This window comes from Ruania suaedae (genome assembly GCF_021049265.1).
In the GTDB taxonomy this organism is placed as follows: domain Bacteria; phylum Actinomycetota; class Actinomycetes; order Actinomycetales; family Beutenbergiaceae; genus Ruania; species Ruania suaedae.
In genome coordinates, this window is sequence record NZ_CP088018.1 from 884271 (window position 1) to 909467 (window position 25197).

General features: G+C 72.5%; 22 protein-coding genes. 18 read left to right on the top strand and 4 right to left on the bottom strand.

The window, feature by feature from the left end; translation table 11 throughout:
- Positions 1 to 31 precede the first annotated feature (31 nt).
- From LQF12_RS03990 to LQF12_RS04005, 4 genes are read left to right on the top strand one after another with little or no spacing between them, the layout of a single operon-like run.
- Complete coding sequence (locus LQF12_RS03990) at positions 32 to 1207, top strand: sialidase family protein (protein WP_231054709.1); 1176 nt, start codon at positions 32 to 34, stop codon at positions 1205 to 1207.
- Positions 1207 to 2145 (top strand): aldo/keto reductase, encoded by a 939-nt coding sequence (locus LQF12_RS03995; protein ID WP_231054710.1) that lies wholly within the window; start codon positions 1207 to 1209, stop codon positions 2143 to 2145. The genes LQF12_RS03990 and LQF12_RS03995 overlap by 1 nt, the downstream gene beginning before the upstream one ends.
- A gap of 16 nt (positions 2146 to 2161) precedes the next feature.
- Positions 2162 to 2959 (top strand): HpcH/HpaI aldolase family protein, encoded by a 798-nt coding sequence (locus LQF12_RS04000; protein ID WP_231054711.1) that lies wholly within the window; start codon positions 2162 to 2164, stop codon positions 2957 to 2959.
- Between the two features lie 16 nt (positions 2960 to 2975).
- Positions 2976 to 5057 carry an MGH1-like glycoside hydrolase domain-containing protein gene (locus LQF12_RS04005; protein ID WP_231054712.1) on the top strand — a complete coding sequence of 694 codons (2082 nt, stop codon included), beginning with the start codon at positions 2976 to 2978 and terminating at the stop codon, positions 5055 to 5057.
- 7 nt (positions 5058 to 5064) lie between these two features.
- Here LQF12_RS04005 and LQF12_RS04010 read toward each other — a convergent pair whose 3' ends face one another.
- Both LQF12_RS04010 and LQF12_RS04015 read right to left on the bottom strand, forming a co-directional pair.
- A complete protein-coding gene (locus LQF12_RS04010; RefSeq protein WP_231054713.1) occupies positions 5065 to 6807 on the bottom strand; it encodes an alpha/beta hydrolase in 1743 nt (580 codons plus the stop codon).
- The gene (locus tag LQF12_RS04015; protein WP_231054714.1) at positions 6804 to 7271 is read right to left on the bottom strand and encodes a hypothetical protein; all 468 of its coding nucleotides are present in this window, start codon (positions 7269 to 7271) and stop codon (positions 6804 to 6806) included. Before LQF12_RS04015 ends, LQF12_RS04010 begins: the two co-directional genes overlap by 4 nt.
- 217 nt (positions 7272 to 7488) lie before the next feature.
- On the opposite strand from LQF12_RS04015, the gene LQF12_RS04020 reads away from it, so the two are divergent.
- From LQF12_RS04020 to LQF12_RS04070, 11 genes are read left to right on the top strand one after another with little or no spacing between them, the layout of a single operon-like run.
- Complete coding sequence (locus tag LQF12_RS04020) at positions 7489 to 8700, top strand: glycosyltransferase family protein (RefSeq protein ID WP_231054715.1); 1212 nt, start codon at positions 7489 to 7491, stop codon at positions 8698 to 8700.
- Complete coding sequence (locus tag LQF12_RS04025; protein WP_231054716.1) at positions 8687 to 10009, top strand: glycosyltransferase family 4 protein; 1323 nt, start codon at positions 8687 to 8689, stop codon at positions 10007 to 10009. Before LQF12_RS04020 ends, LQF12_RS04025 begins: the two co-directional genes overlap by 14 nt.
- Entirely contained in the window at positions 10006 to 11202 is a 1197-nt protein-coding gene (locus LQF12_RS04030) for a glycosyltransferase family 4 protein (RefSeq protein WP_231054717.1), read from the top strand. Before LQF12_RS04025 ends, LQF12_RS04030 begins: the two co-directional genes overlap by 4 nt.
- Entirely contained in the window at positions 11189 to 13015 is a 1827-nt protein-coding gene (locus LQF12_RS04035) for an ABC transporter ATP-binding protein (protein WP_231054718.1), read from the top strand. Before LQF12_RS04030 ends, LQF12_RS04035 begins: the two co-directional genes overlap by 14 nt.
- On the top strand, positions 12999 to 14240 hold the full coding sequence (locus tag LQF12_RS04040) for a protein kinase family protein (RefSeq protein ID WP_231054719.1): 1242 nt from the start codon (positions 12999 to 13001) through the stop codon (positions 14238 to 14240). The genes LQF12_RS04035 and LQF12_RS04040 overlap by 17 nt, the downstream gene beginning before the upstream one ends.
- The gene (locus tag LQF12_RS04045) at positions 14237 to 15373 is read left to right on the top strand and encodes a phosphotransferase family protein (RefSeq protein ID WP_231054720.1); all 1137 of its coding nucleotides are present in this window, start codon (positions 14237 to 14239) and stop codon (positions 15371 to 15373) included. The genes LQF12_RS04040 and LQF12_RS04045 overlap by 4 nt, the downstream gene beginning before the upstream one ends.
- A 29-nt stretch (positions 15374 to 15402) precedes the next feature.
- Positions 15403 to 16593 carry an aminotransferase class I/II-fold pyridoxal phosphate-dependent enzyme gene (locus LQF12_RS04050; RefSeq protein WP_231054721.1) on the top strand — a complete coding sequence of 397 codons (1191 nt, stop codon included), beginning with the start codon at positions 15403 to 15405 and terminating at the stop codon, positions 16591 to 16593.
- Positions 16594 to 16613: 20 nt separating this feature from the next.
- Entirely contained in the window at positions 16614 to 17384 is a 771-nt protein-coding gene (locus LQF12_RS04055; RefSeq protein WP_231054722.1) for an SDR family NAD(P)-dependent oxidoreductase, read from the top strand.
- The gene (gene folP, locus LQF12_RS04060) at positions 17384 to 18349 is read left to right on the top strand and encodes a dihydropteroate synthase (RefSeq protein WP_354004695.1); all 966 of its coding nucleotides are present in this window, start codon (positions 17384 to 17386) and stop codon (positions 18347 to 18349) included. Before LQF12_RS04055 ends, folP begins: the two co-directional genes overlap by 1 nt.
- Positions 18346 to 19053, top strand: a complete 708-nt coding sequence (locus tag LQF12_RS04065; RefSeq protein WP_231054723.1) for a pyrimidine reductase family protein — start codon at positions 18346 to 18348, stop codon at positions 19051 to 19053. The genes folP and LQF12_RS04065 overlap by 4 nt, the downstream gene beginning before the upstream one ends.
- A 52-nt stretch (positions 19054 to 19105) precedes the next feature.
- Positions 19106 to 19405, top strand: a complete 300-nt coding sequence (locus tag LQF12_RS04070) for a type II toxin-antitoxin system VapB family antitoxin (RefSeq protein WP_231054724.1) — start codon at positions 19106 to 19108, stop codon at positions 19403 to 19405.
- Between the two features lie 20 nt (positions 19406 to 19425).
- Here LQF12_RS04070 and LQF12_RS04075 read toward each other — a convergent pair whose 3' ends face one another.
- Together LQF12_RS04075 and LQF12_RS04080 are read right to left on the bottom strand one after the other, a co-directional pair.
- Positions 19426 to 20364 carry a hypothetical protein gene (locus LQF12_RS04075; protein WP_231054725.1) on the bottom strand — a complete coding sequence of 313 codons (939 nt, stop codon included), beginning with the start codon at positions 20362 to 20364 and terminating at the stop codon, positions 19426 to 19428.
- The gene (locus LQF12_RS04080; protein ID WP_231054726.1) at positions 20361 to 21014 is read right to left on the bottom strand and encodes a Pr6Pr family membrane protein; all 654 of its coding nucleotides are present in this window, start codon (positions 21012 to 21014) and stop codon (positions 20361 to 20363) included. The genes LQF12_RS04075 and LQF12_RS04080 overlap by 4 nt, the downstream gene beginning before the upstream one ends.
- A gap of 86 nt (positions 21015 to 21100) precedes the next feature.
- On the opposite strand from LQF12_RS04080, the gene metG reads away from it, so the two are divergent.
- The 3 genes from metG (at position 21101) to LQF12_RS04095 (ending at position 25028) form a co-directional block, all read left to right on the top strand.
- On the top strand, positions 21101 to 22897 hold the full coding sequence (metG, locus tag LQF12_RS04085) for a methionine--tRNA ligase (RefSeq protein ID WP_231054727.1): 1797 nt from the start codon (positions 21101 to 21103) through the stop codon (positions 22895 to 22897).
- Positions 22887 to 23795: a TatD family hydrolase gene (locus tag LQF12_RS04090; RefSeq protein ID WP_231054728.1), complete on the top strand. Its 909-nt coding sequence runs from the start codon at positions 22887 to 22889 to the stop codon at positions 23793 to 23795. The genes metG and LQF12_RS04090 overlap by 11 nt, the downstream gene beginning before the upstream one ends.
- Before the next feature lie 138 nt (positions 23796 to 23933).
- Complete coding sequence (locus tag LQF12_RS04095) at positions 23934 to 25028, top strand: resuscitation-promoting factor (RefSeq protein WP_231054729.1); 1095 nt, start codon at positions 23934 to 23936, stop codon at positions 25026 to 25028.
- Positions 25029 to 25197: the final 169 nt, after the last annotated feature.

The window sequence follows — 25197 nt, forward strand, 5'->3', positions numbered from 1 at the left end:
GCGCGTTTCGCGCGCTTTCGAGGAGGAAACTATGGATGATCTGCACTTCGACTCGGTCCTGGCACCGGATCCACGACCCGACCGCGGCGGTGTGCGTTCCGCCTATCTCGAGCCACCGGGCGCCGAGAACCACGCGTCCTTCCTGCACTGTCTACCCGACGGCGCGCTCGCCTGCGCGTGGTTCAGCGGGGTGCGCGAGGCACGCCCGGACGCGAGCATCCACGTGGCCCGCCTGGAACCGGGCGCGACCGTCTGGTCCCCCTCGGTCCAGGCCTCCGACGATCCGGAACGCTCGGAGCAGAACCCGGTCCTGACCGCCCTGCCCGACGGCCGGCTCTGGCTGCTCTACACGGCGCAGGAGTTCGGCGCCCAGGACACCGCCATCGTCCGTCAGCAGTTCTCCCACGACGGCGGCCGCAGCTGGTCGGCGGCCGAACCGTTCTCCGACGAGGAGGGGATGTTCATCCGGCAGCCGGTCGTGCTGCTCGACGAGCGCCGCTGGTTGCTGCCCGTCTTCTACTGCCGCGCCCTGCCCGGGCGCGTCTGGCACGGGGACGCCGACCACAGCGCGGTGCTGCTCACCGACGACGCCGGCGCGACCTGGCGGCGCGTGGACGTGCCCGCCAGCATCGGTGCCGTCCACATGCACGTGGTGGCCATGGCCGACGGCGAGCTCGTCGCCTTCTACCGCAGCAGGTGGGGCGACCACGTCTACCGGTCGGTCTCCACCGACTCCGGCGAGAGCTGGACCGAGCCCGCACCGCTGGAGATCCCCAACGGCAACTCCTCCATCCAGGTCGCTCGCACCGAGCACGACGGCGAGGAGGTGCTGCTCCTGGCCTCCAACCCGGTCCGGGGGGAGGAGGGCAGCCACCTCGGTGACCGCGAGGAGATGGAGGATCCGCACAAGCGCCGGGCGCCGGGCGAGCCGCAGCCCCTGACCCGCCACTCCAGCGGGGCGAAGGAGCGGCTGCCGCTGACGGTGGCGGTCTCCACCGATCGCGGCCTGACGTGGCGCCACGTCTACACGCTCGAGGACGAGGAGAGCATCCACCCCTCGCTCGAGCACACCCCCGGGCGCAAGAAGCGGGAGTTCTCCTACCCGAGCATCGTCGTCGACTCCGGCCTCGTGCACGTGAGCTACTCCTACGCCCGCCGCACGATCAAGCACGTCGCGCTGCCGCTCGAACTGGTCCTGGGCACCTGATGGCTGCCTCCGGACCCAGCCTGATCCTGGGCACCATGCCCTTCGGCGACACGGTCGGCGAGAGCGCGGCGCGCGCGATCGTCGAGGAGGCCCTCGAGCTCGGAGTCGCCGAGCTGGACACCGCGAACACCTACGCCGGCGGTGCGAGCGAGGAGATCCTCGGCCGCGTCGCGCCGGTCGGGATCCCGATCTCGTCCAAGGTGGGGATGCAGCCGGCAGCGGAAGGCCGCGGGCCGCTCGCGCCCGAGGCGATCCTGGCTCAGGCGCGCCTGAGCACCGATCGGCTCGGACGCGGCCTGGACACCCTCTACCTCCACCAGCCCGACCGGAGCACCCCGATCGCCGACACCCTGGCGGGAGTCCTCGAGGTGCTTGACCAAGGCTTGGCCTCGCGACTGGGCCTGTCGAACTACTCGGCCTGGGAGACGGTCGAGATCACCCACGCGTGCGAGCGGCTCGGCCTCAGCCCACCGCTGCGGGCCCAGCAGCTCTACAACCCGCTGGCGCGGCGTCTGGAGCTGGAGTTCCTGCCCTTCGCCCGGGCCCGAGGCGTGGAGACCGTGGCCTACAACCCGCTCGCGGGCGGTCTGCTCACCGGACGCCACCGGTTCGAGAGTCTGCCCACCGACGGTCGCTACGGGGACTCACGGCTGGCGGTGATGTACCGGGACCGGTACTGGACCCGCGAGCGGTTCGCCGTCATCGACCAGCTGCGCGAGGTTGCGGACGGGGCCGGGATGCCGCTGGTGGAGATGTGCCTGCGCTGGACCTGCGGCCACGAGGGTGTCACAGCGATGCTCGTCGGCGGTTCGCGACCGGAGCAGATCCGCGAGAACATCGCTGCCGCCGGCCGCGGACCGCTCCCGGACGCGGTGCACCGGCGCATCGATGACCTGACCAGCCCACTCATCGGCGACGCACCGCACTACGCGCGCTGACCATGAAGGAGACACCATGGATCTGAAACAACGACTGCGATCGGGCGAGCAGGTGCTCGGCTACTGGGTCGTGATGGACGCCCCCGTGGCGACCGAGCGGGTGGCGCGGGCGGGCTACGACTACGTCTGCATGGACGCCCAGCACGGCCTCATGGACCACATGGGCATCATCCGCGCGCTCACGGCGGTGGACGCCGGGGGCGTCTGGGCCCGCCGCGCCGACCGGCCCGCTCCGGCGGGGATGGTCCGGGTGCGGGAGAACTCCCCGGGCGCGATCTCCCAGGCGCTGGACGCAGGAGCATCGGGCGTCATCGTGCCGATGATCGAGACCGCCGAGCAGGCCGCCCGAGCCGTCGCGGCGGTGCGCTACCCGCCACAGGGCGAGCGCTCCTACGGGCCGATGCGGGCGATCCTGCGGGTGGGCACCGACATCGCCGAGATCAACGACGGGCTGCTCTGTCTGGTGATGATCGAGACCGCCGAGGGGCTGGCGAACGTGGACGAGATCGCCCGCACACCCGGGATCGACGGTCTCTACATCGGACCCTCGGACCTGACGCTCGCCCTGGGCGGCCGCTCGAGCTCGGACACCGGCGTGCTGGCCGAGTTCGACGAGGCGCTGACCCGCGTGCGCGCCGCTGCCGCCGCGGCAGGGATCTGGACGGGCATCCACACCCCGGACGGCGGTACGGCCCGGACCCGGCTGAGCCAGGGCTTCGACCTGGTCACGGTGGCCTCGGACCTGAACCATCTGGACGCCGCCGCCGCCGGCCATCTCAGCGCTGCCCGGGCCACTGACGAGCCCGCTTCCTGACCTGCTCCCACCTGATATGGACATCGACGCCGCCCTCATCGGACCCCTCCGCGGGCTGCGGACCCGCCCGGGCACGCTGCTGCTCGGTCCGGTGGGCCGGCGGCTGTGGGTGGACTATCTCGAGGACCGGCCCGGGTTCAGCGGCCGGATCGACTACATCCACAAATTGAACGTCCCGCTGCTGTTCACCGTGGGCCCCGACGACGATCCGGCCCCCGCCCGCAGCACCGGCGAGTGGCTGCCCTCGCACCTGCGCACCCGGCAGCGCCTGGGCGACCTGAGCCTCGCCGAGACCCGGTTCCTCACCGACGACGACCGCGCCGTCTCGATCCAGCACTGGCGGAACGAGGGCGAGGAGCCGCTGCGGATCGCCGCGCGGTACGACGAGGAGTGGCTCCGTGCCGGGCCGGATGGCCCGGCGGGTGCGCGCCCGGTCGAGCACGGGTTCACCCTGCACCTGCGCCTGGACTCCAGCGACCCCCGGATCTGGGATGGGGTCCGGCTCGACCCGGGGGAGGCCTACGACCTGACCATCGTGGCCACGGCCCGCCATGACGAGCAGGCCCCCGCGGCCGACCTCACCGATCCGGCCGGTCTGCTGCGCGAGCACCGACGCACCTACGCTGCCTGGTTCGAGAGCGTCCCCGAGCTGCGCTGCGACGACGACCTGGTCGAACGGCTGTGGGCCTACCGCTGGTACATCCTGCGCACCGCGATGGCCGAACCCGGCCTAGGCGCCCTGCCCGGCCGGGTGATGTACGAGGGCCGTTCGCACAAGATGCGCAAGGACCCCTGGCGCCCCACCGGCTGGGAGTTCAGCAAGGTGATCCCGCTGTCCACGCCGCTGCACCTGATGGATCTGCGCTGGCGCGCCGATCCGGACGAGGCCGAGGCGGTGATGCGCTCCATCCCGCCGCTGCAGGGCGAGGACGGCCAGCTGCACGCGCACACCATCGGGCGGCGGATGAACCCCTACGCCAACTGCTTCGGCTGGTCCCTGGCGCAGGTGGCGCAGGTGCACGGCCCGTGGACGGTCCCCGCCGAGGCGCTCGCGGCGGCCAAGGCGCAGGTGCGCGGGGAGGCGCGCTGGCTGGCGGGCCCGGACGGCCTGCCGGTGCAGCACGATCACCGGCTCACCGGCAAGGAGTACCAGCCCAGCTACTGGTACTTCCACGACTACCCCGCCGATCCCAAGGACCCGGCCACCTACACCCCGCTGAAGCGGGTCGACCGGGCGGTCTACCAGCACCTCAACGCGGCCGGGGTCGCGCGCCTGTGCGCCCAGCGCGAGGACCCGGACGAGGCCGAGTTCGCGGCCCTCGCCGCCGATGTCGCCCGGTCGGTGCTGTCCAAGCAGTGGGACCCCGACTCGGCGTTCTTCTACGACCTGCACCACCGCACCGACGAGCGCGCGCTGGTGCGCAACGTCGTCGGCTTCTACCCGTGGTGGGCCGGGATCACCGGCCCCGCTCACGCCCACGGCCTGGTCCGCGCCCTCGGCGGGGACCACTTCGGCACCGAGCACCCCTACCCGTCGGTCGCCCGGGACTGCCCGGCCTTCCGCGCCGAGGGCGGATGGCTGGGCCAGTTCCTCAAGGGCCGCAACGGGTGCATGTGGAACGGCCCGAGCTGGCCGTACACGAGCGCGATCGCCCTGGACGCGATCGGCCGCCACTGCGAGGGCAGCGCGGAGCTGCGGCGCGAGTTCGCACGAGGTCTGCGAGCGCTGGCCCGGATGCACTTCCGGGACGCCGACCCCGCGCAGCCGGCGCTGGTCGAGCACTACGACTCCCTCACCGGCGAACCGCTCAGCGACGAGATGGACTACAACCACTCCTACGTCATCGATCTCCTGGTCCGCTACGTCGCGGGGTTGCAGGTGAGGGGCGACTCCCTCGCCCTACGGCCCATCGACGTGGGCCTGGGCCGGCTCGACCTCGGCGAGGTGAGCGTGGCCGGTCACCGCCTGAGCATCAGTCTCATCGGCCGTGGCGGGCGTCGCCACGCGCTCGTGCGCTGCCAGGGGCAGGTGGTGTTCGAGGGGCCGATCTGCGAGGGCGGCGAGGGCGTCATCCTGCCCGCGTGCACGCACCCCTGAGCCGCACTCAGTCCTGGGTGTCCGACCGCCCGGGCACGTCACCGGTGGGGTCGCGCCCGAACTCGGGATCCTTCGCCGGGCCCCACCACCGATCGTAGCTGTGGTCGGCCTCCACCACGGACTTCGGGTCGCCATCGACGATCCGCCCCAGGTTGTACAACGACTCGCTGTCGTGGTCGTAGTAGGTGCTGTGCTGCCCGAAGTCGTAGGTCCAGCCGCGGCCACTGGACTCCGCCTCGAACCGGGTGGCGCCGAAGTCGTCGGAGGAGGGGTCGATCCCCAGCCCGCCCGGGTTGTGATACCAGCCCTCGTCGCCGAAGAGGGCCACCGGATCGCGGCTGTTGCGCCCCACGTAGACGTTCTCGGCGCCCACGCTGAAGTCGTCCGCCGTCGTAGCCGGGCCCGCGCCCGGGCTGCCGACCAGTGCGACGCCGTCGGCGGCGAGGTCGTGCTCGGTCGCGGCGTAGGAGGTGGTGGTCGAGCCGTAGCTGTGCCCGATCACCGTCAGGTGCGCGGTGTCCTCACGGGAGGCACGCAGACCGTCGATGGCATCGGCCAGGCGGGCCCCGCCGTCCTCGGCCCGCCCCCGGGTGATGGTGTCGATGTCGAGGGCTCCCTCCGGGGTGTCGTACCCGAGCCAGAACATGCTCGCCACGCTCGAGCCGTCGCCGCCGTAGCGCGCCGACTCGTACAGGGCCTCCGCCTTCGTGGCGTACCCGGGCACGTCGCTCATCTCGGTGGTGATGCCGGGCACCTGCACCGCCACGTCCGCGGCCGTGTCGAGATCCCCCACCGCGACGGCGACCCTCCCGTCTCCCGAGAAGGCGTCCGGATCGTAGAGCCACAGGGTGCCACCGGGCTTGTCCCCGGAGAGGGGGTCGGTGAAGTCGTCCAGCTGGGCCAGGGCCTGGAGGGTCGCGCGGGCATTGGCGAGCGTCGTCGCCTCGGCGCCGGTCAGGGTCCCCTGCCGCTCCTTCGCCGAGAGTGCCTCCAGGTCGCGCTCGAGCAGGAGGCGGTTGGCGGCGTCGCGGGCCGCGGCGGGGAGCCCGTCGCCACTGCCGACCAGCTCCGGCATCGCCTCGATCGCGGCCTGCCGCTCGGCGGGGGAGAGGTCGCGCCACCAGTCCGCCCTGGCCTGCGGGGACACCGGCTCCGGTAGCGCCAGATCGACCAGTCGCGCGAGGAAGCTCAGCTCCTGCCCGCGCTCGTCGTCGAAGTCGGCGGCCTCCAGCGCGGCAGCGAGATCCGCCTCGCTCTCGGCCACCCGCTGCTCGAACGCGGCCTGCGCCGCGGCGAGCCCGGCGTAACCGGCCCCGAGGGTGGTGGCCCGGACCCGCAGGTCGTCCAGCTCGTCGTCGCCGGCCTGATCCGATACGGCCACGTCCTCCATCAGTTGCGCGCGCAGGGCGTCGAGGCTGGCGCCGGACTCGGCCAGCTCCTGCCATTCGGCCAGGTGGGCGCGGCGCTGACCGGCGAAGGCCTCGACGGCGTCGGCCACCCCGCGCAGCACCTGCGCCGCCCCGGCATGGGCGTGGGCGGCGTCGGTGATGCGCTGCCGGTAGGTCAGGAAGGCCAGCCCGATCCACGAGCCGCCCAGGTCGGAGAGGCGAGTGGCCGTCTCGGCCGCGGACTCGCACCGGTCCGCCTGGTGACCCAGGTCGGCGGCGACCTGCTCGCACCGGCCGGGGTCGCCGTCCGGCTCGGGCAGGAGGGGCGCCGGCCCGGGCACCTGCGGTCCCGCCGCCCTCATCCGGAGCCCTCGGCGCTGCGTAGGCGCATCACCAGCCGGTGATCGGTCGCGGCGTACACGAGCGCCACCGTGGCGCCGTCCCGGTCGGCCAGCACGCGTGCCAGGCCCGTCCGGGGGACCAGCACGTGCCACCCGGTGCTGCGCAACGTCGCAGCCGCGGCGTGCAGGATCTGCTGCGGATCGGGAGTCTGCGCGGTCAGCGCCAGTGTGCTCTCCCGCCGCCGGGTCGTACCCTCGCCGACCCAGCGGTGCGCCTTCTCAGGAGAGGTTCCCGGAACGAGGCTCGTCCAGAGGTCGAGGGGATCCGGGCCGGCCTCGAGATCCTCGCCCCGCTCACGATCGCCGCCCCGGTGGTGATCCTCGCCCAGCAGGACGATGTCGAGGTCGCGGTGCCGTGCTCGCACCTGCGCCCAGAACGGATCGCCGGACAGGTGCGGGTCCGGCTCGGGCTGCGGCGTGCTCATGAACTCTCCCGGGTCGACCTCTCCAGGCTCGCAGAGCATGGGCGCAGCAGGCATGGTGCGAACCCCCCATCCAGCGCCGGGTTCCCCACGGCGGCGGGTGCTGCCCGGCGCACATGAGAGCACTCTCACGCTCCCGTCACCTGCGGCTCACCAGCCGGGACCAGCGTGGTCACCTGCCGGACATCACCGTCCGCGCCGACCGAGGAGGGGGACCCATATGGGCACGCAGCGCAGCGGGAGACGGGTGGCGCTCTACTCCCACGACACCCAGGGCCTGGGACACATCCGCCGCAACATCGAGATCGCGGCGGCGCTCGCGACCGCCGAACCCGACACCGACGTGCTCCTGCTCACCGGCGCCCCGGAGGCGACCGCCCTCGCGCTGCCGCCGCGCACCGAGGTGCTTACCCTGCCCGCCGTCGGCAAGGACGCCGAGGGCAGGTACGCGGCCAGGACCTTCGCCCTCGACCTGCCGGAGCTGTTGCACATGCGCAGCAAGGTGATCTGGGCCGCGGTGCGGACCTTTGCCCCGGACCTGCTCGTGGTGGACAAGGTCCCACGCGGGCTCGGCGGTGAGCTCGAACGCACGCTGCGCAAGCTCGCCACGAACCCTCGCCGCCGCACGCGCACGGTGCTCGGCCTGCGGGACGTGCTCGACACCCCGGCGATCGCTCGGCGCGAGTGGCACGAGCAGGAGTCCACAGCCGCGGTGACCGGCTGGTACGACCAGGTCTGGATCTACGGTGACCCGCGCATCTACGATCCCGTCCTCGAGTACGGCCTCCCACCCGGCGTCGCTCGTCGCAGCCGGTTCACCGGCTACCTGGCGCAGGGCCGCGGCAGCGGCCTGCAGGCGCCGGACAACAGCCGCACGACCCGGCCCCGGATCCCGGACGCCTCGGTGCTGTGCCTGGTCGGCGGCGGGCAGGACGGCGCGGACCTTGCCCGGGCATTCGTGCGTGCACCGATGCCCGAGGGGTACCGCGGTGTGCTCGTGACCGGCCCCTATCTGCCGGCGCCGGCGCGTGCCGAGATCGAGCGACTGGCCGCCAACCGGCCCGTCACCGTCCACTCGTTCGTCGCCAACCTCGCGGACCTGATCGCCCACGCGGGCGCGATCGTGTCCATGGGCGGATACAACACCGTCTGCGAGCTGCTCTCCTCCCGGCGTCCGACGCTGCTGGTGCCGCGGGAACGGCCCCGCGCCGAGCAGGCCGTCCGCGCGCAGCGGCTGCGCCGTGCCGGAGCGGTGGACGTGCTCGCCCCCGCCGCTGCCGACCCGCTCGCCCTCGGGGACTGGCTCGCCGGCGCGGTCCGCGACGATGCGCGGCCGCGGGGCGCATCGATCGACCTGGACGGCCTGGCGCGGATCCCCGACCTGGCCCACGACCTCCTCATCACACCGGAGCTGACCGATGTCTCTGCCTGATGCCCGCGACGCCCAGCTGCCGCCGCGGACCGGGCCGGCCCCGCGGATCGGCTACGTGCTGAAGATGTATCCGCGCTTCTCCGAGACCTTCATCCTCAGCGAGATGCTCGCCCTGGAGGCCCAGGGCGCCGATCTCGAGATCTTCTCGCTGCGCCCTCCCGCCGACGGGCGCTTCCACGACGCGCTCGCCCGGGTCCGGGCCCCGGTCACCTACCTTCCGCACCACCTGCGCACCACCGAGTTGTGGCGCGTCCTCGCTCAGGCGAGCACGGCGGTGCCCGACCTGTGCTGGCACCTGGACGATCTGCTGGAGGTCAGCCCCGACGAGGCAGCGGCCGCGGTCGAGATCGCAGTGGCCGTGCGCCGCAGCGGGATCACCCATCTGCACGCTCACTTCGGCTCCGTCGCGGCCACGGTGGCTCGCCTGGCCGCGCGGATCAGTGGCACCGGCTACAGCTTCACCGCCCACGCCAAGGACATCTTCCACGACGACGTCGACCAGGCGGACCTGCGCCGCAAGCTCGCCGATGCCCGTTTCGTGGTGACGGTCTCGGACTACAACCTGCGCTACCTGCGCGATCGTTTCGGCACCGCCGCGGACCGCGTCGTCCGGGTCTACAACGGTCTCGACCTGGACGCCTTCGGGTACCGGCCACGTCAGGATCCGCCCCCGACGGTCACGGCGGTGGGACGGCTGGTGGAGAAGAAAGGCTTCGTCCATCTCATCGACGCGATGGCGCTGCTGGCCGGGCGAGGGCGTCGTGCCCGCCTGGAGATCGTCGGTGCGGGGCCACAGGAGGAGGAGCTGCGCCGCCGGGTCGACGGGCACGGGCTTGCCGCATCGGTGACCTTCCACGGTCCGTTGCCTCAGCGGCAGATGGCGGAGGTGCTCGCCCGTTCGGCGGTCTTCGCGGCCCCCTGCGTGATCGGCGCCGATGGCAACCGCGACGGTCTGCCGACCGTGGTGCTGGAGGCGCTCGCGCTCGGCACCCCGTGTGTGGCCACACCCGTCACCGGGATGGCCGAGGCGGTCAAGCACGAGCAGACCGGTCTGCTGGTCCCCGAGGCGGATCCGGTGGCGCTGGCGGCCGCGATCGAACAACTGCTGACCGACCGTGCCACTGCCCGCCGGCTCAGCGACGCAGGCCGGGAGCTGGTGGAGTCCACCTTCGACATCCGGCGCAACGCCACTCGGCTGCACCGGCTGCTGACCGAGGCCGCCCGGGATGCGCACGCCGCCATCGACAGCCCCACGACTGTCGCCGAGGCCGCTGACCCGGTGCCCGGCACGGCGGAGGTCGCGCGATGAGGCGGGTGGCCTACGTCTGCACGGACCCCGGGATACCGGTGTTCGGCCGCAAAGGCGCGTCGGCACACGTGCGTGCCGTGCTGCGGCGGTTGGTCGCAGCCGGGTGGGAGGTGCATCTGCTCGCCCCGCGCACCGGTGGCCCGGCGCCCTCGGATCTGGCCGGGGTGCGGTGGCACCGGCTCCCGGAGGTCGTGGGGGCTCGGGGCGTCGAGCGCGAGCGCTCCGCCCAGGCCAGTGACGGCGCCGTCCCGGCGCTGCTGGACCGGATCGCCGCCGAGGCACCGCTCGACCTCGTCTACGAGCGGTACGCCCTCTGGGGGCGCAGCGCCACCAGCTGGGCCCTCGCCCGCGGTGTACCCAGCCTGCTCGAGGTGAACGCCCCGCTCGTGGACGAACACGACGAGCACCGCGGTCTCGTCGATCGCCGGCAGGCCGAGAGCACGGCCCGGCTGGCCCTCGGCCGGGCACGCGCCGTCGTCTGCGTGAGTGAATCCGTCGCCCGATGGGCCCGCACGCACGCGGGGCACATCGGACACATCCATGTGATCGGCAACGGCGTGGACACCACCCGCATCACCCCCGCCACCCACCCGCCGGTGGCCCCGGACGCCGCCCGGTTCACCGTGGGCTTCGTGGGCACGCTCAAGCCCTGGCACGGGGTCGAGGTGCTGGTGGACGCGATGGCCCGGCTCGTGCCCGCCGACCCGAGCTACCGGCTACGGCTGATCGGGGACGGCCCGCTGGCGGACGATCTGCACGCGCGGGCACAGGAGCACGGCATCGACGGATCGGTCGAGCTCGTCGGTGCGGTCGACCCCGACGAGATCGGTGCCCAGCTGCGCGAGCTGGACCTGGCCGCCGCTCCCTACCCCCCGATGCGGGACTGCTACTTCTCCCCGTTGAAAGTGCGCGAATACCTCGCGGCCGGCCTGCCGGTGGTGGCCAGCAGGATCGGCGTGCTGCCCGCGCTGCTCGAGCACGGACGCCTCGGTGAGCTGGTCACCCCCGGCGACCCGACCGAGCTCGCCGCCGCGATCGCCGCGCTGCGCGCCGACCGGCTGCGCCGCACCCGGCTGCGCGAGGCGGGGGTCCGGGCCGCGGCCCGGCACGACTGGGCCCGGGTGGTCACCGAGTCGCTGGAACTCGTGGGCCTGCGGCTGCCGCAGCCGGAGGTCAGCCGTGGGATCGGCTGAGCGCCGGAGCCTGCGCCGGTCACTGCCAGGCCTGCGCCGCACCGGCCGGCACCTCGCCCCGCACCTGCGTCAGGAGCGCCGGCTGCTGCTGGCCGGGTCGGCGGCGCTGTTCGCCGAGGTCGGGATGCGATTGCTCGAGCCGTGGCCACTGAAGTTCGTGCTCGACGGCGTCATCGCCGCCAGCGGTGGGCGCATCGGTGTGGACGCCCCGGAGAACCTCACCACCGTGCTGCTGCTGGCCGCCGTCGGGCTGCTGGTGGTCGTGGTCCTGCGCGCCGTGTGTGCCTATCTGATGACGCTGTGCTTCGCGCTCGCCGGGACCCGCCTGCTGACGGCGGTGCGCGCGCGTGCCTACGCGCACCTGCAGTCGTTGTCGATGTCCTTCCACGACAACGCCCGCACCGGGGACCTGGTCACCCGGGTGACCTCCGACGTCGGCAGGCTCAAGGAGGTCGCCGTCACCGCCGCCCTGCCGCTGATCGGCAACGTGATCACGATGGTCGCGATGCTGGCGGTGGTGGCCGTGCTCGACTGGCAGCTGGCACTGGTGATGGTGGTGGTGCTGCCGTTGTTCGTCCTCCTCGGAACCCGCCTCTCCCGCAAGATCAACGGTGTCTCACGCGAGCAGCGCAAGGCCGAGGGGGCGCTGGCCTCGCTCGCCACCGAGGCGCTCTCGGCGATGCGCGTGGTGCAGTCGTACTCGCTCGAGAGCCGCATGCAGGACACCTTCGCCGGCAGCAACGACAAGACGATGAAGGACAGCGTCAAGGCCAAGAAGCTCTCCGCCGGGCTGGAGCGCCGCACCGACGTGCTCGTGGGTCTGGCCACCGCCGGCGTGCTCTACCTCGGTGCCACGCGCGTGCTGGCCGGTGCCCTGACCCCCGGGGAGCTCGTCGTCTTCATCACCTACCTCAAGGCCGCGTTGAAGCCGATGCGCGACCTCGCCAAGTACACCGGCCGGATCGCGCAGGCGGCGGCCTCCGGCGAGCGGCTGGTGGACCTGCTCGAGGAGCGGCCCCAGGTGGTCAACGACTCGATGGCGCGCCCGGCACGCCGGTTCCACGGTGATGTGCGGATGAGCGACGTCTGGCTGTCCTACACCCCGGGCCATCACGTGCTGCGCGGGCTGAACCTCAGCGTGCGGCCCGGGGAGCGGGTCGCGGTGGTGGGCCCCTCCGGGGCGGGCAAGTCCAGCGTGGCGATGCTCATCTCGCGGCTGCGCGATCCCGACTCCGGGCACGTCCGCATCGACGGGCACGATCTGCGCGATCTGACCCTGGAGTCGGTGCGCCCCCAGGTCGCGATCGTGCTGCAGGAGAGCCTGCTGTTCGCCACCTCCATCCGGGAGAACATCGCCTACGGCAACCCGGATGCGGGGGAGGCCGAGATCGAGTCCGCGGCCCGCCTCGCCGGGGCCCACGAGTTCATCACCGCGTTGCCCGAGGGCTACGACACCGTGGTCGGCGAGCGGGGCACCACGCTCTCCGGCGGGCAACGCCAACGCATCGCGATCGCCCGCGCGGCCGTGCGCGACGCGCCAATCATCATCCTCGACGAGGCCATGACGGGGCTGGACAAGGCCACCGAGGAGGAGGTGCTCGCCGCTCTGGACCGGCTCACCCGCGCACGCACCACCATCATCATCACCCACGACCTGGTCGCGGCCCGGGCGGCTGACCGGGTCATCTGGGTCGAGCGTGGCGTGGTCACCGACACCGGCAGACCCGAGGAGGTGCTCGCCCGGCACGCCGACGCCGACGGTGTGGTGGGGGCGGCTCGGGAGGAGGAGGGCCATCGTGCTGGGCGAGGCTGACCGCGCGCTGGCCGAGCGCGACCCGGCCCTGCCGGCGCTGCCGGTGCTGCTCGATGACCACGCCCTGCAGCAATGGCTGGCCGAGCATCTCTCGACGCCGCTGATCGCCCGGACCCGGTACCTGCGCTACAAGCCCGGCACCAGCTGCGTGCTCGGGGTCGAGGTCTGCATCGGTGAGGAGCAGTCCGCGCGAACGATCGTGGTGACGGCCCTGACGCCCGGGGAGGTCGGCAAGCTCGTCAAGACGGCCGAGCGTGCGCCGTCGGCCTCCGTGCTGGCCATGGACCACTCCGGCGCGATGTTGGTGACCACCCCTGCCGCCGATCGTGATCTGCCGGCGCTGGCTTCGCTGGCCGTGCCGCGCCGCCGCGAGGCGATGCTGCAGCGCGCCCTGCCGCTCGCCTGGGGCGATCGAGGGGGACCCGTGCGAGAGCTCGCCTACAAGCCCCAGCGCCGCTGGGTCGGCCGGGCGGACCTGAGGTCGGGGACGGTGCTGCTGCGTGCTTACCGGCCCGCCGACCTCGCCGCGGCGGCTGCGCGGATCCGCGCCCTGCGGGCGGAGGGCCCGCGGACCCCGGTGCTGCTCGGCATCGACCGGCGTCGCGGCCTCGCCGCCGTCGAGTTCCTACCCGGCTCCGCGCTGACGGCGCCGGGAGCCGCTGAACTCAGGTCGCTCGGCGTGGCGCTGTCCACACTGCACCGCAGCGGCGCCGCGCTGCCGACGGCGCAGCCAGGGGACCACCGCGAGGCGGTCCTCGCCGCGGCGGACCAGCTCGCCCTGCTGCTGCCGGCGGTGGGGCCGGTGGCGCGCCGCATCGCCGCCGCGGCCACGGCGGCCGGCGGTGGCCAGGGGTGGGCGCAGGTCCCCGTGCACGGCGACCTCTCGCTCGACCAAGCGATCCTGGGACCCGACGGCGAGATCGCGCTGATCGACCTCGACCGTGCGGCTCGCGGGCCGGCGGAGACCGATCTCGCGAGCTTCACCGCCGAGGCGCATCTGCGGGGTAAGGACGCCGCCGCCATGCTGGCCGACGTGCGCGCCGGCTACCGGCTCCCGGTGGACCGCGAGCGGCTGCGGCTGCTCACCGCCGGGCAGCTGCTGCTGCGCGCGGCCGAGCCGTTCCGGTGCCGGCGCCCGGACTGGGCCGAGTCGACCGCGGCACTCGTGGCGGCGGCCGACCGGGTCCTCACCGGTGGGCTCGAGCGACTGGAGCCGATCGGGTGAGCGGCCGGATCGAGACGTCCCGGCTGTGGCCGGTCCTGTCCGACCTCCCGTCCGGTGCCAGGTTGCTGCGGGTGATGCCGCGTGACGGTGACCATGCGCTGCTGGAGGTGCGCGACCGTGACGGCCGGCGTGTCGCGGGGCAGGCCTTCACCGACCCGGCCCGTGCTGCGCACGTCCGCCGCCGCACCGCCTCGATCGGCACGGTCCACGCCGACGGCGCCCACGTGGTGCTACAGCGCGAGGGTGCCGACCGCCGCCTGCCCGCGCTGGCCGAGCTCGTCCGGCGCCCGGGTGTGCGGCTCGTGGCGCATCGGCCCGAGCGTCGTGGGGTGGTGGAGCAGACCCAGTCCGGCGGCGTGGTGTTCACCAAGGTGCTCCGCCCTGGTCGCTCCGCCGGTGCCGCGCAGCTCTCGCAGGAGCTACGAGCCGCCGGGGTGCGCCTACCGCGGGTGCTCGCGCAGGAGGCCGGAGCCGTCACCACCGCGGCCCTGCCCGGCCGCACGCTGCACCAACGACTCGGTGAGAGCTCGCAGGAGACCACGGGTGAGGCCTACCGCGCCGGGGTCGGCGTCGGGCGGGCCGTGCGGATCCTGCACGAGGCGCCCCGGCTGGGCGGCGTGCCGGCCACGGGCCACGACGGCGCTGCCGAGCTCGCGCTGACCCGCCGCTGGCTGGGCCTGGCCCAGGCCTACGGCGTGCTCGCCGAGGCGCCGGTGGCGTCCCGCATGCTGGAGCGCGCGACGATGCTGCTGGAGCCCTGTCGGGCGCCGGCCCTGATTCACCGGGACCTGCATGACAAGCAGATGCTGGTCGACGGTGACCGGGTCGGGCTGCTCGACCTGGACCTACTGGCCACCGGTGATCCTGCACTGGATCTGGCGAACTTGCTCGTGCACCTGGAGCTGCGTGTGCGGCAGGGCCACACCGGTGCCGCTCACGCGCGCAGCTGCGCCGCCGGTGTGCTGGACGGGTACCGCCCGACGCGGGCGGTGCAGCACGCTCTGCCCGGGTACGGGCTGCTCACCCAGTTGCGCCTCCTCGCCGTCTACGCCTTCCGGCCGCCCGGCGCGGCTGCCGCCCGCACCTTCCTCACCGACCCCTGGGAGATCTCGGTAGCACCCCACCCCCACTGATCTGCGGTCATCCGCAGTAGCGTAGCGCCATGGACTTCCGCCGCATCGAGGGACTGCCCCCGTACGTCTTCACGATCATCGACTCCCTCAAACTCGAGGCACGTCGGGCCGGTCGGGACGTGGTGGACCTCGGCTTCGGCAACCCGGATCTGCCCAGCCCCCAGGTCGCCGTCGAGAAGCTGGCCGAGGCGGCCCAGAACACGCGTAACCACCGCTACTCCTCCTCCCGCGGTATCCCGAACCTGCGGCTGGCGGTGGCGAATCACTACACGCGGCGATTCGGCGTCACGCTCGACCCGGAGACCGAGGTGCTGACCACGATCGGCGCCAAGGAGGGGTTCAGCCACCTGATGTGGGTGCTGCTGCAGCCCGGTGATGCCGCGATCGTGCCCACCCCCAGCTACCCCATCCACATCTGGGGCCCCTACTTCGCGGGGGCCGATGCCCGGCAGGTGCCGATCGGGGACGGCAGCGACGGCGCCGGCTATATCGACCGGGTGATGGAGGCCTGGGAACTCGGCTGGCCCAAGCCCCGGGTGATCGTGCTCTCCTTCCCGCACAACCCCACCACCTCCACCGTCGAGCTGGCGGATCTGCAGCGGCTGGTGGACTGGGCGCGGGAGCGGGACGTGGTGCTCGTGCACGATCTCGCCTACGCCGACATGTGCTTCGACGGGTGGCAACCGCCCTCGCTGATGCAGTGTGAGGGCGGCAAGGAGGTGGGCGTCGAGCTGTACTCGATGACGAAGTCGTATTCGATGGCCGGCTGGCGGGTGGCGTTCCTGGTGGGCCGCCCCGATGTGATCAAGGCGCTCGTGCAGCTCAAGAGCTACCTCGACTACGGCACCTTCCAGCCGATCCAGATCGCGGCGACCGTCACCCTGAACGAGGCCACCGAGTATCCGGCCGAGCTGAGCGGGATCTACCAGTCCCGCCGCGACTGCCTCTACGACGGGCTGCAGCGGGTGGGTTGGGACATCCTCAAGCCGAAGGGCACGATGTTCGCCTGGGCGCGCATCCCCGAGCCCTACCGGGAGATGGACTCCATCGAGTTCGCCCGCCACCTGGTCACCGAGTGCGATGTGGCGGTCTCACCCGGGGTCGGGTTCGGCCCGGGTGGGGAGGGGTACGTGCGGTTCGCGCTCATCGAGAACGAGCAGCGGATCGGGCAGGCGGTGCGCAACATCCGGCGCGGGCTGACGAGGCTGACCACCGGGTAGGTGCCGCGTACGCTCGTGCCATGCCTACCGCGCTCGTCACCGGAGCCTCCTCCGGTATCGGACTGACCTTCGCCCGCCACCTCGCCCAGCGCCGCCTGCGGCTCGTGCTCGTGGCCCGTAGCGCCGGCCGGCTGGAGGAGGTCGCCTCGGAGTGCCGCGCGCTCGGCGCACCCGAGGTGGAGGTGCTGGCGGCCGACCTGGGCACCGAGGCCGGGATCGCCGCCGTGTCCGAGCGCCTGCGCGCCGAGGACGTGCACACCCTGGTCAACAACGCCGGGCTCTCGGTCGGGGCGCCGTTCGCCGAGGCGACCGAGGACGCACTGGTCCACCAGCTGACCGTCAACGTCGAGGCTGTGCTGCGCCTGACCCGCGCCGCCACCCCCGGCCTGATCGAGCGCGGCGCGGGCGCGATCATCAACGTCGCCTCCATCGCCGCGCTGCTGCCGGGCCGCGGCAGTACCTACTCGGCGTCGAAGTCGTGGGTGCTGCAGTTCACCGAGGGCCTGGCGATGAACCTCGCCGGCACCGGGGTGCGGGTCCAGGCGCTCTGCCCGGGCTTCGTGCGCACCGAGTTCCACGACGCCGCCGGCATCGACATGAGCCGCACCCCCGACTGGATGTACGTCGACGCCGACCACCTGGTGGCCGTCTCGCTGCGCGACCTCGCCCGGGGCAAGGTCGTCAGCGTCCCCGGCGCCCTCTACGCCGGCCTCGCCGCCGTCACCAAGCTCGCACCCCGCTCGCTCGTGCGCCGGCTCGCGGCCGGTATCAAGTCCCGCGGGCGGGACTGATGGCCGACGGCGCAGCCCCGGCGGGCGTCGACCTCACCGAGGCCCCAGGCCTGCGCCAGGCGCGCGGGGCCCGCCACGCACGGGACGCCGTCGGGACTCTCTTGCCGCGCCGGATCGGGGCGCGCACCTTCGACTTCGCCCGCCGCACCGCGGTGATGGCGATCGTGAACCGCACCCCGGACTCCTTCTACGACGGCGGCCGCACGTTCGCACTGCAGGCGGCGGTGGACTCCTGCCTGCGCGCCGTCGCCGAGGGTGCGGACTGGGTGGACATCGGCGGGATGGCCTTCTCCCCGGACACCCCCGAGGTGAGCCCGGCCGAGGAGCTGGACCGCGTGCTCGGGGTGATCGAGGCGGTCCGCGCGGCCAGCGATGTGGTGATCTCGATCGACACCCAGCGCCCCGAGGTGGCCCGCGCCTGCGTGCGCGCCGGGGCCGACGTGGTCAACGACACCACCGGGCTGCGGGCCGAGGGCATGGCAGCGGCGGTGGCCGAGAGCGGGGCGAGCGTGGTGATCGCGCACTCGATCGCCCCGCCGCACCGGCATCTGCGGCGGCCGGAGTACGGCGATGTGGTCGCCGAGGTGGCCGACTTCCTCGCCGCCCAGGTGCAGCTGGCACTCGATGCGGGCGTGCCGGGTGACCGGATCGTCATCGACCCTGGGCACGACCTGAACAAGAACACCCGCCACTCCCTGGAGCTGGTGCGCCGGCTCGGCGAGATCACCGCGCTCGGGTATCCCACCCTGGTGGCCCTCTCCAACAAGGACTTCGTGGGGGAGACGCTCGACCGCGATCGCCCCGACCGGCTGTGGGGGACCCTCGCGGCGACCGTCATGTGCCTCGAGCGCGGTGCCCGGATCGTCCGTGCGCACGAGGTGGCCGCCACGGTGGATGCGGTGCGGATGGCCGAGTCGGTGCTGGGTCTGCGGGAGCCGGCGTACCTGCGGCACAACATGTCATGAGCGTCTTCATCGAGGACGAGCTGCTGGCCGCCTACGCGCTGGCTGATCGGGGCGAGGCGTACCTGCGGGCCAACATGATCACCAGTATCGACGGCGCCGCCACCCACGCGGGGGTGTCCTCCGGGCTGAACAGTCCCGCGGACAAGCAGGTGTTCGATCTGCTGCGGCGCCTGGCCGACGTGGTGATCGTCGGGGCCGGGACACTGCGCGCCGAGGGGTACGGCGGGCTGCGGCTCGGTGAGGCGGACGTGGCCTGGCGCCGTGGGCACGGGCTCGCCGATCACCCGGTGCTGGCGATCGTCTCGTCCCGGATCGCGCTGGAGCCCGGCGCGGCGCTCTTCGCCGACGCACCGCGCCGGCCGCTGCTGCTCACCCATGCCCGCAGCCCGCAGCGGCAGCGCGAGGCGCTCGCGGAGGTCGCGGAGGTGGTGGTGTGCGGGCAGGACGCCGTGGACCCGGAGCTGCTGCGGTCGGAGCTGATCGCCCGTGGGCTGGCGCAGATGCTGTGCGAGGGCGGTCCGCACCTGCTCGGGACGCTCGCAGCGGCGGACGTGCTGGACGAGCTGTGCCTGACGGTGAGCCCGCTGCTGGAGGGCGGGGACGGCCTGCGGATCACCCGGGACACCCCGCTCGTGCACCGGCCGATGCGGCTGGCCGGGCTGTTGCGAGCCCAGGACATGCTGTTCCTGCGGTACCGGCGCTGAGCCGCGGTGAGCTCACGACACCGAGCCTGACGGCGGTCTCGGTGCCGCCGGATTGAACACCGAAGCCGCGCTCATGTCGGATCCGCCTGCCATCCTGGGTGTCATGACCTTTTGCATCACGGATCCGGAGACCGAACGGCTGGCTCGCGAGCTCGCCGGGCGCATGGGCGTGTCCGTGACTGCTGCGCTCACGGCGGCGCTCACCGATTGCTTGGGGCGCACGGACCGCGAGCGTGACGTGGCCTATGGGGACGTGATCGCCGTGGGACTGCGGGGACGCTCCCGGCCCATGCTGGATCAGAGGTCGTCCGAGCAGATCGCCGGCTACGGAGATCACGGCCTCCCGGTCTGATCTCTCGTCGCCGGCGCTGCTCACGCCAGCGGTGACCCGCTCCCCACTCCGGCGCGCTCGTCGTGCAGCTGCACGATCTGCCGCTCGATCCCGGTCGCGCCCGGACCTGTCTCGGAGACGAGCTCACACGCGGCGTGGCCGCGGCAGGCCGAGGCGTAGGCGCGCAACCACGGATCGACGATGTGGGAGAAGCGGTCGTAGGGGTAGTCCACGATCAGCGCGCGGTGGCCCACCCGCCATGGCTTGGGGGTGAGCCGGGCGCGGTAGGTCTCGTGCGTGGCGCACAGCCGCACGTAGAGCGGGTCCGAGTCCAGTTCGCGCAGCAGATACTCGGCCTCGGCGCTGCCCGGCGCCAGTCCTGAGCCTGTGACGATCACCCGCAGGCCCGCAGCCGTGCGGTAGACGCGGAACCCCCAGCGGGTGTTCGCACCCGCGACGGCCGCGATCCGGGAGAGGTGAGCTGCGCCGTCGCCGGAGGTGGGTGCCTGCGGCGGCATGTCCACGCCTGAGGGCGGGGGAGCGAGGAGGTCGCTGGTGCTGCGGCGGCCGACCAGGCGGCGGAACAGGCCGGCGAGCGGCCCGGATCCGGAGCGCCGCGGCGATCGGCGGGTGCGCGCCGGCTGCGGCAGGTCGACGTCGGCGATCAGTACCGCATCGGTGTTGAGCACCTCCGCGCCGTAGCGGTTGCGGGTGATCGCCGCCGTCAGGGTGCCGTCGGGAGCGTGGATCTCCTGCAGGACCTCCTCGCGCAACGGGATCCGGGGGTAGTACCACTGCGTGTGCAGCTCCCGGCCCGCGCGCACCGCGGCCGCCACCTGGGCCCAGCGCTGCTGGGCGACCTGGGCGGCGTGCGCCAGCGACGTCGTGGACCAGCCGTAGAGGGTGAGCGAGAACTCCTTGCCCTCGGGGGAGTGGGCGTCACCGACCGCATCGGTCCAGAACCGGGGCAGCGGCTTCATGAGTGCGGCTCCCGCTCGCGGGTGCGGCCCAGCCTTCGATCGGCGAACCAGACCGCCACGAACAACGCCGCGAAGAGGACCAGAATCCCCAGGCAGGTGACCACCACCGCGGGCCACCCCTCCTCACGGAAGTTGACGAAGGGATAGGGGAACCAGTCCGTGGCCCCGCCCACGGCCAGCGTCGCCGCCAGCCACAGCACCGGCCAGAGGGTGGCGCCGGCGATCGCCGTGGCGTCGATCCGGGAGCGCGGGCCCGCCACCAGCCACCCGGTCACGCACAGCACCGGCACCACCACGTGCAACAGCGTGTCGACCACCGCCGACCAGCCGGTCAGGTCCAGCAGCGGCCGGAGCAGGAAAAAGTGCACCAGCCCGGTCACGGTGATGCCCACGAGCCCCGCCAGCCGCACGATGCGGAACACCTGCCCGTCCCGCTGGGGATCCCGCGCGAGCATCACGGTGGAGACGGCCACGAGGATGTTGCTCTGGATGGTGAAGTAGGAGACCAGCCGCCACAGCCGGGTGCCCAGCGAGGGCATCTCCTCGGTGAGCAGCACCGCCGCCCCCGAGACCGAGAGCACCAGCTGCAGCAGCAGGGCCGCCAGGGTCACCACAGCGGTGATCAGATGGAACGCACGGGCAGGCGTCATGGGTGGATTCTCCTCGCCGGAGCGTGGTCTGCGTGCCCCGTGCACGGCCGGGATCGGAGTGCTGGGCGACCACTAGGATCGATCCTATGACCCACATCCTCTCGGCCGTGGCGTGGCCCTACGCCAACGGCCCCCGGCACATCGGTCACGTCGCAGGGTTCGGCGTCCCCTCGGACGTCTTCAGCCGGCACATGCGGATGGCGGGTCACGACGTGCTGATGATCTCCGGCACCGACGAGCACGGCACCCCGATCCTGGTGCAGGCCGAGCAGGAGGGCGTCTCCCCGCAGGAGCTCGCCGACCGCTACAACCGGGTGATCGTGCAGGACCTGGCGAACCTGGGCCTGTCCTACGACCTGTTCACCCGCACCACCACGCGTAACCACTACGCCGTCGTGCAGGAGATGTTCCGCACGGTGCACAAGAACGGGTACATGGTGGAGAAGACCACCATGGGCGCGATCTCGCCGTCGACCGGGCGGACGCTGCCGGACCGCTTCATCGAGGGCACCTGCCCCATCTGCGGCTACGACGGCGCCCGCGGGGACCAGTGCGACAACTGCGGGAACCAGCTCGACCCGATCGACCTGAAGAACCCCCGCAGCCGCATCAACGGCGAGGCCCCGAAGTTCGTCGAGTCCAACCACTTCTTCCTCGACCTGCCCGCGCTGGTGGACACCCTCGCCTCCTGGCTGGAGACCCGCAGCGGGTGGCGCCCGAACGTGCTGAACTTCAGCCGCAACCTGCTCGATGACGTGCGCCCCCGGGCCATGACGCGCGACATCGACTGGGGCATTCCGGTGCCGCTGCCGGGCTGGGAGGACAACCCCAGCAAGCGGCTGTACGTGTGGTTCGACGCCGTCATCGGTTACCTGTCCTCCTCCATCGAGTGGGCCCGCCGCCAGGGCACCCCGGAGGCCTGGCGCGACTGGTGGACCGACCCCGACGCCCGCTCGTACTACTTCATGGGCAAGGACAACATCACCTTCCACTCCCAGATCTGGCCGGCCGAGCTGCTGGCCTACGACGGCGGAGGCTCGCGCGGGGGAGCCCCCGGTGCGTTCGGGTCGCTGCAGCTGCCGACCGAGGTGGTCAGCTCGGAGTTCCTCAACGTGGAGGGGCAGAAGTTCTCCTCCTCCCGCGGGGTGGTCATCTACGTGCGCGACATGCTCGCCCGTTACCAGCCCGACGCGTTCCGCTACTACGTGGCGGCCGCCGGGCCGGAGAACCAGGACGTCGACTTCACGTGGGAGTCCTTCCTGAGCCGCACCAACGACGAGCTGGTGGCCGGCTGGGGGAACCTGGTCAACCGCACCGCGTCCATGGTGGCGAAGAACTTCGGCGAGATCCCCGCGGCGGGTGAGCTCGCCGACGTGGACAGGGACATCCTCGCCATCACGAACACGGCGTTCTCGACGGTCGGCTCCGCGATCGAGGCCAACCGGCAGCGGCATGCGATCTCCGAGGCGATGCGTGCCGTGAGCGAGGTGAATCGCTACGTCTCCGAGACCCAGCCGTGGAAGCTGAAGACCGACCCGGAACGGCTCGCCACGGTGCTGCACACCACCACTCAGGCCGTCAGCGACTGCAACACCATCCTCGCGCCGTTCCTGCCGCACTCGGCACAGGACGTGCACACCACCTTCGGCGGGACGGGCACCTTCGCCCCGCAGCCGCGGATCGAGGAGGTCACCGACCTCGACGACGACACCCGCCACTACCCGGTCATCACCGGCGACTACAGCCAGGTCCCGTCCTGGCAGTCGCGCCCGGTCACCCCCGGCACCCCGATCGGCAAGCCCACCCCGGTGTTCACCAAGCTCGACGACTCCATCGTCACCGAGGAGCTGGAGCGGCTGCGCGAGAAGGCCGATGGCGCGTAAGCGCGAGCAGGGGTTCCCCCCTGCGCCCGAGCCGCTGCCGGTCGCGATCGTCGACAACCACACCCACCTGGAGTCGATCGCCGAGGTGCTGGCCGACGGCGTGGCCGACCCCGGTCTGACCGGCCACCTCGAGCAGGCGCGCGCCGTGGGCGTGGAGGCGATGGTCCAGATCGGCTGCGACCTGGACTCGGCCCGATGGAGCGTGCAGGCGGCGCAGGACCACCCCGAGCTGGTGGCCGGGGTGGCCATCCACCCGAACGAGGCGGTCCTGCATGCCGGCGTGCGCGAGATCGCACCCGACGGGTTGGAGCCGGACCCACGGCCGCGCCACGAGGTCGGCCTGGACGAGGCCATCGCCCAGATCGCCGCGCTGGCGCGCTCGCCGCGGGTGCGCACCGTGGGGGAGAGCGGCTTGGACCACTTCCGGGCTGGGGAGCAGGGCCGGATCGCCCAGCGCGAGGCGTTCCGTGCCCACATCGCCCTGGCCAAGGAGCTGGACCTGCCGCTGCAGATCCACGACCGGGAGGCGCACGCCGAGGTGCTCGAGGTGCTTGCCCAGGACGGCGCCCCCGAGCGCACGGTCTTCCACTGCTTCTCCGGTGACGCCGCGATGGCGGCCGAGTGCGTCCGCCGCGGCTACTACCTCTCCTTCGCCGGGACCGTCACCTTCAAGGCGGCCGAGGAGTCACGCCGGGCCGCGCTGCTGGTGCCGGCCGGGCAGCTGCTGGTCGAGACCGATGCGCCCTACCTGACCCCCCATCCCTACCGCGGTCGCCCCAACGCTCCCTATCTGGCAGCCCACACCGCCGGGGTCCTCGCGCAGGTCCGTGGGGACGACCTCGCCGAGTTGTGCACCGCGATCCGGGCCACGTCCGAGCGGCTCTACGGGCCCTGGTGAGCCGCTGGCAGGGCGCGTGAGAGCGCCCACCAGGACAGCACCGCACACGTGTGGCCTGGCGCATCAGGTCACAGATCGGTTACGGTCGTACGGCGTCCCATCCCTCCTGGGCCGCTGAAGCAAGAACAGGAATCCCCCGTGCCCCATCCCAGTACGCCGTCACGCCACCGTGCGGACGCCCCCGTCACCACCTCCCTGCCGCGACCCGTGCGCCGTGCCCTCGGCGCCGCGGGCCTGGCCGTCGTCCTCGGCGGTTCGCTGGCGTTCGGCGCCAGCCAGCGCACCGACGGCGCTCCCGATCAGCAGGCCGATCTCGCCGGTGCCAGTGCGTACAGCGTCGAGCGCACCGACTACTGGAACCAGGTCTCCCGTGGCGGCGACAGTGCCCGCGAGGCACTCGACGAGGCGGGCGAGCCCGTCACCTTCTCCGTGACCGTGGACGACCGCGAGGTCGAGATCACCTCGAACGCGGCCCGGCTGGCCGATGCGCTCATCGAGAACGGGATCGTGGTCGGACTCGACGACAACGTCTCCGCTCCCATGAACAGCCGGCCGAGCGAGGGCATGGACGTCCGGATCGAGCGCGTGGGAACCGTCTTCGGCACCGAGAGCGAGACGCTCGAGTACGAGACGATCGAGCGGGAGACCGCGGACCTGGTACGCGGCGAGACCCGCGTGGAGACCGAGGGGCAGGAAGGCTCCCGGGTGCTTGCCTACACGGCGGTGCACGAGGGCGGCGAGGAGGTCTCGCGCACCACGACGGCCGAGATCCTCGTCTCGGAGCCGGTGGACGAAGTGGTCCTCGTGGGCACGGCCGAGCCGCAGCCCGCTGCGAGCCCCTCCGGTTCCTCGAGCTCCTCCGGTTCCTCGGGCTCTTCGAGCTCTGGTTCCTCGTCGTCGCAGCCCTCGGCCCCGACCGAGAGCTACTCGGGCAGCGACCCGCGCTCGATCGCCCGCCAGATGGTCCAGGCACGTGGCTGGGGCGCCGACCAGTGGAGCTGCCTCGACTCGCTGTGGCAGCGCGAGAGCAACTGGAACCCCCACGCCCAGAACCCGAGCTCGGGCGCCTACGGCATCCCGCAGTCGCTGCCCGGGAACAAGATGGCCTCGGTCGCCTCGGACTGGCGCACCAACCCGGTCACCCAGATCACGTGGGGCCTGAACTACATCTCCGGGCGCTATGGCAGCCCGTGCGGCGCCTGGGGTCACTCGGAGTCGGTCGGCTGGTACTGAGTCGCTGAACCGGTGAGCGATTGACCCACTGGGCCGCTGACCCAGTGAGCCAGCGCGGCCGGCAGCCTGCCGGCCGCACGTGCGCAGCCTCACAGCCGTTCGTCTCGACGCTTCGGTAACGATCGGGTTACATTCGACGGGTCGAGGCCGGTGAGGCGCTGTTCTGCGC

Excerpts from the sequence above, each read along its gene's own strand:
- LQF12_RS03995 (WP_231054710.1), top strand. The coding sequence starts at position 1,207 with ATGGCTGCCTCCGGACCCAGCCTGATCCTGGGCACCATGCCCTTCGGC.
- LQF12_RS04050 (WP_231054721.1), top strand. The coding sequence starts at position 15,403 with ATGGACTTCCGCCGCATCGAGGGACTGCCCCCGTACGTCTTCACGATC.
- LQF12_RS04075 (WP_231054725.1), bottom strand. The coding sequence starts at position 20,364 with ATGAAGCCGCTGCCCCGGTTCTGGACCGATGCGGTCGGTGACGCCCAC.
- LQF12_RS04010 (WP_231054713.1), bottom strand. The coding sequence starts at position 6,807 with ATGAGGGCGGCGGGACCGCAGGTGCCCGGGCCGGCGCCCCTCCTGCCC.
- LQF12_RS04025 (WP_231054716.1), top strand. The coding sequence starts at position 8,687 with ATGTCTCTGCCTGATGCCCGCGACGCCCAGCTGCCGCCGCGGACCGGG.
- folP (WP_354004695.1), top strand. The coding sequence starts at position 17,384 with ATGGCCGACGGCGCAGCCCCGGCGGGCGTCGACCTCACCGAGGCCCCA.
- metG (WP_231054727.1), top strand. The coding sequence starts at position 21,101 with ATGACCCACATCCTCTCGGCCGTGGCGTGGCCCTACGCCAACGGCCCC.
- LQF12_RS04080 (WP_231054726.1), bottom strand. The coding sequence starts at position 21,014 with ATGACGCCTGCCCGTGCGTTCCATCTGATCACCGCTGTGGTGACCCTG.
- LQF12_RS03990 (WP_231054709.1), top strand. The coding sequence starts at position 32 with ATGGATGATCTGCACTTCGACTCGGTCCTGGCACCGGATCCACGACCC.
- LQF12_RS04055 (WP_231054722.1), top strand. The coding sequence starts at position 16,614 with ATGCCTACCGCGCTCGTCACCGGAGCCTCCTCCGGTATCGGACTGACC.
- LQF12_RS04030 (WP_231054717.1), top strand. The coding sequence starts at position 10,006 with ATGAGGCGGGTGGCCTACGTCTGCACGGACCCCGGGATACCGGTGTTC.
- LQF12_RS04065 (WP_231054723.1), top strand. The coding sequence starts at position 18,346 with ATGAGCGTCTTCATCGAGGACGAGCTGCTGGCCGCCTACGCGCTGGCT.
- LQF12_RS04000 (WP_231054711.1), top strand. The coding sequence starts at position 2,162 with ATGGATCTGAAACAACGACTGCGATCGGGCGAGCAGGTGCTCGGCTAC.
- LQF12_RS04090 (WP_231054728.1), top strand. The coding sequence starts at position 22,887 with ATGGCGCGTAAGCGCGAGCAGGGGTTCCCCCCTGCGCCCGAGCCGCTG.
- LQF12_RS04005 (WP_231054712.1), top strand. The coding sequence starts at position 2,976 with ATGGACATCGACGCCGCCCTCATCGGACCCCTCCGCGGGCTGCGGACC.
- LQF12_RS04015 (WP_231054714.1), bottom strand. The coding sequence starts at position 7,271 with ATGAGCACGCCGCAGCCCGAGCCGGACCCGCACCTGTCCGGCGATCCG.
- LQF12_RS04020 (WP_231054715.1), top strand. The coding sequence starts at position 7,489 with ATGGGCACGCAGCGCAGCGGGAGACGGGTGGCGCTCTACTCCCACGAC.